The following is a 6,704-nucleotide window of genomic DNA, read 5'->3' as shown; positions in this document are numbered from 1 at the left end:
CTGTCCTCCTCGGTGTGCTGATGGCTGCCCCTGCTGTGCTGGGGGCCGAGTCGTGGTCGCAGGTGTGGCAGACTGCGCCTCAGTGGTCGTGGACGTTGGCGCAGGCTGCTGGGACGGCGCTGGTGGCGTGGCTGCTGCGCCGGTTCGGGGACGACTCTCATGTGGAGCTGCGTCCCCGCCACGCCGCCGACGAGGACTGATCTGCGGTGGCTGAGTGTCGAGGGCTGGATATCGGCCCCACGGTCGCGCCGTTGACGGTGCGTTTGGTGGAGGGTGACCCGGCGTCGATCGTCGCGCCCGGCGTCCCGTCCGGCGCGGTGCTGCGTTTCGAGGCCGGTCTCGACGTGTCCCCGTCGCCTCACGCCGAGGGGGTGTCGTGGGTGCTGTCCGCTGAGCAGGTCGCTCAGGTGGTGTCTGCTGGGTGGCATGTGCGTGGCGTGGCGGTCGTCCATGGGGGCGGAACCCTGATGGCTGGGCAGGTGCGTGTCATCTCCCGCTGGACTGCTGACTGTCCGCAGCAGGGGCAGGTGGTGCGGTATGTGCCGGGCGTGCCGGGTGCTACTGGACCCGCGCCGAAGCTCACTGCTGGGGGTGTCTCGACGGTCCCGTATGGCGAGCCCGCCACGGTCTCTGTGGTGGAGGCTGGCGCTGGTGTGTATCGGCTCGATCTGGGTGTGCCTGAGGGGCGGCGGGGTGAGCGCGGCGATGACGGGCTTTCCCCGGCCGTGGCCGTCGGTGCTGATGCCCGCCTCGTCATCGACGGCACCCCCACCGGCCCTGCCCTGACCGGACCCGCGCCGACTGTCACGGCTGGCACCACGTCCACACTGGCCCCCGGCCAGTCGGCGACGGTGCAGGTGCGTCAGACGGGGCCGGGTAGTTACGCGCTCGATGTTGGTGTCCCGAGAGGTGTGGCGGGTGATGGTGCGCCGGTGCCGTCCGGGCCGTGGCCTGTCACCGCGACACAGGTGGCGGCAGGCCAGCCCCCGACCGCTGCCCTGACTGGGCAGTGGCCCGACATGGCGCTACAGCTCGGGCTCCCGGCCGGTCCACCCGGGAGCCCCGGCCCGCCGGGTGCGGTGCCGACCGCCTCCGACTATCTCGTGGTCGGCCCCGGCAGGCCCGATATCCCGTCCACCACGTCCCTGACGGCGTCCCAGCTCGCAGCACTGCCGGTGGGGTGTGAGTACCGCTCCACAGACGGCGCGAGTGTGGGGGCGTGGCGGTGGCAGCGAGTACTGACGGACACCCTATGCTCCCGCGACGGGTGGCTCTGCACCGTCGGAGACACCGGTTTCCGGGACGTGGCACCACTGAGCCCCTACTACGACCGGATGAAGACGGGTGGCTCCTGGGATCGTGTGCTCATCCTGAGGCGCGTCGGCAGCTCGATCACGCTGGACTACGGTTTCCGCACCTCAACCTCGGAGTACGAGCCGATCATATGGACCTTCACCCCCGGGTGGAGAGTTTTCGCTCGCGGCGAGCCGTACTCCTACGCGAGCAGCGGCCAAAGCTTCACCCCCCTGCGCCTCAGTGGAGACGAGTTGAGGGTAGCCCCTGGGGCCACACGCGACGGTGGGGCGTACATGGGCGTTTTTAGCGGGCAGTCGCGCGACCCGTGGCCTGTCGCCCTCCCCGGCACCCCACACAACACCTGACAAGGAGATCACTATGGCAATCACCATCCACGCATCCGCTGAGGAGGTCCGGCTCGCCGAGGAAGACGCTGGCCTCGCTGACCGCATCCGACGCGCCACCCGCCTCGCAGGCATAGCCGAGGGGGAGGCGACCATCCACATGTCCCGCATCATCGGAGCCCGCATCACCGTCGGCGGCGAGCAAACCTCCCTCGCCACCCTTTACGCCTACCACTGGGGCGCGGCGTGCAAAGCGTTCTCGGGTCGCGTCCCGTCACGGAAGGCGGTCTGGGACGAGCTCGCCGCATGCGGTACTCACCCGGCACGGGTCACGGACGCGGCGATCATGCTGGCGGTGCAGGCCGTCCTCACCACCTAGACCTAACCCTGGCGCAAGCAACTGGCCCCCGCCCCCGTGGCGGGGGCCAGCTTTTTGCTGCCTCAGGCGCTAGTAGCGCGTCGTGCTCATCATCGTAGCCACTCCACCTCGAGATCGGGATCAGTCAGCATCGCCCGCCCGGCAGCGGCAGCCCACCACCCCCGAGGCCTGTCACCCACCGGGTGGCGCGACAAAACCACCGGCACCCCAGCATCCAGCATCCGCCGCACCTGCTCATCATGGCGGGCCAGCTCAGCCCAGATCAGAGCCTCAGCCCGCTCACTGATCCGGTCCCGCTCAGACTCCCACGACCGCAGGCCGCCGCCGTCATCGGCTGAGGGTCCGGTACACGGTGCGTCGAGTGAGACCCGATTGGCGAGCCAGTTCCATCACTGACACCCCCCGCTGATGGGCCGCGACGATGGCGCCCTGTAGCTCGGCCATCGCCTCACGCTCCGCGATCCGCGCAGCCAGCAGCGTGGCCGCGAGGTCGGCGAGGGTGGCGTCGCCCAGGACGAGCTTCGCGGCGCCCATGAACTCCGGGGAACCCGTGCCGGGCTCCGCATCGTCGGGGATCGTCTCGCACAGTGCTGCGTCGGCGGCCAGTAGCTCGGCGCGTTGGGTCGGGGTGGCGGTCGTGTCGGACAGCCATGCGTCGAGGTCGTGCTCGGTCATCGGTGCGCGTGCGGTGGTCATGCGGTCACCCACTCGGCGCGCTGGTAGTCGTAGCGGTAGGTGACGCCTGCGGCGACGAACGTGTCGTTGCGGTAGTTGGGGTCGGCCTCGCTGGTGGCGTCCTCGTCGTAGCCGTCGAGTCCGTAGATGACGTCCCGGAACAGGTTGTCGCCGTCGTAGCCGTTGAGTTGCTCAAGGATGCTGGGGCGGCGGTGGCGCTCGACAGCGGCCCAAAACTCGGCGTCGTCGGCGGTCTGCGTCCACCGGTACTCGGTGCCCTCGCCGATGGTGTCGAGCACCTCGGCGGCGATCGCGTCGATGTCGTACTCGTCGCGGCTGGCGTCACCGGACTCGATGGGCTCGATGATCTGGCGGAGGATGGCCTCGTCGCGGGTGGTGTAGCTGGTCATGGTCTGTCTCCTGTCGTGTGGTCGGTGGTGGCTCAGTAGCCGTAGGGGTCGTCGTCGATGATGTCCGTGCAGTCGCAGCTATCGATGTGGCACTCCGTGACGGACTCGCCGCCGACCGCGCTGGCGAAAGCCTCGCCCTCGGGGGTACGGTGCGCGGGGAGGCTGTGGTAGACGATGCCGAGTTGCGCATTGGCGGCCTCCCAGAGCTGGCGGGCGAGGCCCTCGCCGCGGCGATCCTCGCGGGTCTCGATCTGCATGACCTCGGCGTCGCTGATGCTGACGTACAGCTCGGAGGCGATGCCCTGCTCGTCGGAGATCTCCCAGATGTGGTTGGCTGTGTCGGTCTCGCTGTAGTAGCTGCCGGTGCGGTAGGTGATCGTGGCGTTCATCGTGGGTTCCTTTCCCTATCTGATGTATCCCAGTATACACATGTGGGTACCGGTATGCAAGAGGGGATCGAGAAAACACCGGGGAGATTTCTTGGCCGTGCATCTAGCGTGCATTAGTGATGCGGTCCCATGCGGTCTCATGAGCACTCCTGCGGACCAATGCAGACAACGAGAAGCCCCTGACTAGGTATGTCTCCTAGTCAGGGGCTCCGACGTATTGTGCGCGAGAGAGGAGTCGAACCTCTCCGCACTGAGCGCAAATATCCGATCCTCTCGCCCCGCGTGCATCTAACGTGCACTAGTGTGGTCAGCATGGCACGCACTCGCCGAGCATTCGGCACCCTCCGCAGACTCCCCTCAGACCGCTACCAGGCCAGCTATATCGGCCCCGACGGGCAGCGTCACCGAGCACCCTCCACCTACCTCCTGCGCTCCGACGCCGAGGCATGGCTCCGCGATGAGGAGATCGCCATCGACCGGGGCACATGGATCGCTCCCAGCGTCCGCGCCCCCGAGGTCGCCGCCGTCAACCTCGCCGCCTACTGCGCCGACATCATCGCCCGACGTCAGCGCCGTGCCCGCAAGCCGCTGCGCGACTCCACCGCCGCCCTGTACCGCCGCCTCGTGCAGCAGGTCATCGCCCCCACCCTCGGACGCATCGCCGTGAGTCAGATCAGCCCCGAGGCCGTCCGTGCATGGTACGACGCACTACCCGCCGCCACCGCCACCCAGAACGGCAACGCCTACCAGCTCCTGCGCTCCATCCTCTCCGATGCAGTGGAGGATGGCCTGATCCCGACCAATCCGTGCCGCATCCGCGGGGCGGGGAAGCCTGCGCCGGCGCACCGCTCAGTCGCGCTCAGCCCCACCGAGCTGCGCACCTACCTCGCCGCCGTCCCCGACCGGTGGCGCGTCATCCTCGCGATCACCGCATGGGGGGCGCTGCGATCCGGTGAGGTGCGGGCACTGCGGCGCTGCGACATCTCCGACGACGCCACCACCATCCGCGTCGAGCGCACCGCCGCCCGCATCTCCGACCCGGACGGCGGGCGGCGGTGGCACATCGGGCCGCCCAAAACCACTGCCGGTATCCGCACAGCCCACCTGCCGCCGTCCATCGCTGAGGGGATCGCTCAGTGGCTCGCTGACTGGGATGCCCATCACCCGGACGCCACCGGCGACGAGCTGCTGTTCCCAGCCCGTGGCGGTGGGCCACTGAGCGATGGGTCCATCTACCGCGCCCATCAGCGGGGTGCACGGGCCGTGGGTCGGCCCGGCATGTCCGTCCACGACCTCCGCAAGACGGGGGCGACGCTGGCCGCTCAGTCCGGCGCGACCGTCCGCGAACTCATGGCGCGGCTCGGGCACACCACGCCGGGGATGGCGATGCTGTACCAGGTCGCCACCGACGAGCGCGACAGGGCGATCGCGCAGCGCATGGGGGAGCTGGGTTAGCGTGTCCTCACCGCCCGCTGCCGCGCCACCCGCGCCCGCAGCGCATCCACCTCGACCGACGGCGCCGTCGCCGGGTCACGCAGCACCCGCATCAGCCGGGTGACCAGCGCTGTGACCGACACCCCGACGTCGAGCGCCACGTCTGGCAGGCGGTTGCGGTAGGCGGCGACGATCAGATCACGGTCAGTCATGGTGGTGCTCCAGTCGGCGGGTCAGGTAGGCGCGCTCGGCAGGGTGCAAGTGGGTGAGTCGCGCCTCTCGGAGCTGCTGGCCGGTGATCATGTCCACCACGGTGACAGGAAAAATCGGGAAAGATTCGGGGTCATGAGGAAAGAGTAGCCGCTCAGCAGGGAAACACATCGTTGTAATTACGCAGCGCGCACCCTAGTCACTGCCAGTTTCTTGGTAGTTTAGTTTCCTTACTTGACTTCTTTCCTGTTCTTTCCTACTCTCTTCTTATGGAAGCAACCAGACTCGTGAACGGGGCAGCGGTCGCCGCTCTCCGCAACGCGGTAGGGATGAAGCAGGTCCGCCTCGCCAAGGACGTCGGAGTGTCAGGCGCATTCCTGTCCAACATCGAAGCCGGACGCAAGCAGCCCGGCCCCCAGACCGCACGCGCACTCGCAGACGCCCTCGGCGTCCCGCTCGAGGCCATCACCTACCCAGCGATTCGCCGGACGGTGGCAGCATGAGCGCCACGCTCGTCCCCTTCGCCTACGGCGATGCCACTGTCCGCGTCGTCACCATCGACGGCGAGCCGTGGTTCGTCCTTACCGACCTGTGCAAAGTCCTCAGACTCGGCAACGTCAGCATGACCGCCAGCCGCATCGCCGACGATATGAGGGGTGTCACTCAGATTGACACCCTTGGCGGCGCGCAGCAGATGACCATCGTCAGCGAGCCCGGCATGTACGAGGTGGTCATCCGCTCAGACAAGCCGGAGGCCGCGACCTTCCGCCGCTGGATCACCAGCGAGGTCCTGCCCTCCATCCGCAGGACGGGCGGCTACCGGGTCGAGTCGATCACCAAGCGCGAACTGGCGCTGATGGTCGTGGAGGCTGAGGACGCCCGCGAACTGGCCGAGCAGCGTGCCCGTGAACTCGCACCCGCCGCCCGCGCATGGTCCACCATGGTCGCCTGCGCCGGCGACTACGCCGTGGACGAGGCCGCAAAGGTGCTCTCACGCGACCCCGCGATCAGTACCGGACGCAACCGCCTGTTCGAGACGATGCGCGAGCAGGGCTGGATCTACCGCTCAGGGCATCGCCAGCAGTGGCACGCCTACCAGTCGCAGATCGAGTGTGGACGGCTGGCGCAGAAAATGGCGTCCGGCCCGTTCCTCAACCACCGTACCGGCGAGTTGGAGCTGCCCGCCCCGACGATCCGCATCACCGCCAAAGGCTTGTCGGCTCTGCACCGCATCCTCGGTGGCACCGCTGACCTCGACTCGCTCCTGGACAGCGAGGTCGCGGCATGAACGTGCAGCGGGTCGCCCAACTCACTCAAGCCGTGACGGTGCTCACGATCTGTGCCCGCCTGCTGCGCACCGTCACCGAGCTCGACTGCCTGTCTCAGCACTCGGCTGACTCGATAGAGGGGCTGGCTGATCTGGCCCAAAGGTACGCCGACGAAGCCGACGCTGAACTCTCTGCCGAGGTGATGTCGTGAGCGGCGACTGGATGACCCGCGCCGAGGTGGCCGACCTGCTGCGCGTCAGCCTCACCACCGTCGACCGGCTCGCCGCCGACGGGAAGCT

Annotated in this window: 10 protein-coding genes; 6 read left to right on the top strand and 4 right to left on the bottom strand. The window is 68.3% G+C overall.

The window, feature by feature from the left end; translation table 11 throughout:
- Positions 1-20: 20 nt before the first annotated feature.
- Both ACTQ0H_RS09065 and ACTQ0H_RS09060 read left to right on the top strand, forming a co-directional pair.
- A complete protein-coding gene (locus ACTQ0H_RS09065) occupies positions 21-200 on the top strand; it encodes a hypothetical protein (RefSeq protein ID WP_441085560.1) in 180 nt (59 codons plus the stop codon).
- Positions 201-1,674: 1,474 nt separating this feature from the next.
- Entirely contained in the window at positions 1,675-2,019 is a 345-nt protein-coding gene (locus ACTQ0H_RS09060; protein WP_441042222.1) for a hypothetical protein, read from the top strand.
- Between the two features lie 327 nt (positions 2,020-2,346).
- Here ACTQ0H_RS09060 and ACTQ0H_RS09055 read toward each other — a convergent pair whose 3' ends face one another.
- From ACTQ0H_RS09055 to ACTQ0H_RS09045, 3 genes are read right to left on the bottom strand one after another with little or no spacing between them, the layout of a single operon-like run.
- Positions 2,347-2,715, bottom strand: a complete 369-nt coding sequence (locus tag ACTQ0H_RS09055) for a helix-turn-helix domain-containing protein (RefSeq protein ID WP_441069397.1) — start codon at positions 2,713-2,715, stop codon at positions 2,347-2,349.
- A complete protein-coding gene (locus tag ACTQ0H_RS09050; RefSeq protein WP_441042226.1) occupies positions 2,712-3,104 on the bottom strand; it encodes a hypothetical protein in 393 nt (130 codons plus the stop codon). The genes ACTQ0H_RS09055 and ACTQ0H_RS09050 overlap by 4 nt, the downstream gene beginning before the upstream one ends.
- Positions 3,105-3,136: 32 nt before the next feature.
- Positions 3,137-3,493, bottom strand: coding sequence for a hypothetical protein (locus ACTQ0H_RS09045; protein WP_432232227.1), 357 nt, complete (start codon positions 3,491-3,493; stop codon positions 3,137-3,139).
- A gap of 312 nt (positions 3,494-3,805) precedes the next feature.
- Here ACTQ0H_RS09045 and ACTQ0H_RS09040 point away from each other — a divergent pair, with 312 nt between their 5' ends.
- Positions 3,806-4,948, top strand: a complete 1,143-nt coding sequence (locus ACTQ0H_RS09040; protein WP_441069399.1) for a tyrosine-type recombinase/integrase — start codon at positions 3,806-3,808, stop codon at positions 4,946-4,948.
- Here ACTQ0H_RS09040 and ACTQ0H_RS09035 read toward each other — a convergent pair.
- Positions 4,945-5,139: a hypothetical protein gene (locus ACTQ0H_RS09035; protein ID WP_441042230.1), complete on the bottom strand. Its 195-nt coding sequence runs from the start codon at positions 5,137-5,139 to the stop codon at positions 4,945-4,947. The two genes, ACTQ0H_RS09040 and ACTQ0H_RS09035, sit on opposite strands and share 4 nt — an antisense overlap.
- A 267-nt stretch (positions 5,140-5,406) precedes the next feature.
- On the opposite strand from ACTQ0H_RS09035, the gene ACTQ0H_RS09030 reads away from it, so the two are divergent.
- From ACTQ0H_RS09030 to ACTQ0H_RS09020, 3 genes are read left to right on the top strand one after another with little or no spacing between them, the layout of a single operon-like run.
- Positions 5,407-5,640, top strand: coding sequence for a helix-turn-helix transcriptional regulator (locus ACTQ0H_RS09030; RefSeq protein ID WP_366150681.1), 234 nt, complete (start codon positions 5,407-5,409; stop codon positions 5,638-5,640).
- Positions 5,637-6,425, top strand: coding sequence for a phage antirepressor (locus ACTQ0H_RS09025; protein ID WP_441069403.1), 789 nt, complete (start codon positions 5,637-5,639; stop codon positions 6,423-6,425). The genes ACTQ0H_RS09030 and ACTQ0H_RS09025 overlap by 4 nt, the downstream gene beginning before the upstream one ends.
- Positions 6,422-6,616, top strand: a complete 195-nt coding sequence (locus ACTQ0H_RS09020) for a hypothetical protein (protein WP_441548076.1) — start codon at positions 6,422-6,424, stop codon at positions 6,614-6,616. Before ACTQ0H_RS09025 ends, ACTQ0H_RS09020 begins: the two co-directional genes overlap by 4 nt.
- The last annotated feature ends 88 nt before the right edge of the window (positions 6,617-6,704 follow it).

Origin of the sequence: Collinsella sp. LCP21S3_A3 (genome assembly GCF_052118905.1) — a bacterium.
Classification (GTDB): Bacteria; Actinomycetota; Coriobacteriia; order Coriobacteriales; family Coriobacteriaceae; genus Collinsella.
The sequence above is the reverse complement of the archived record's forward strand: the minus strand, read 5'-3'. Positions and strand labels throughout refer to the sequence as shown.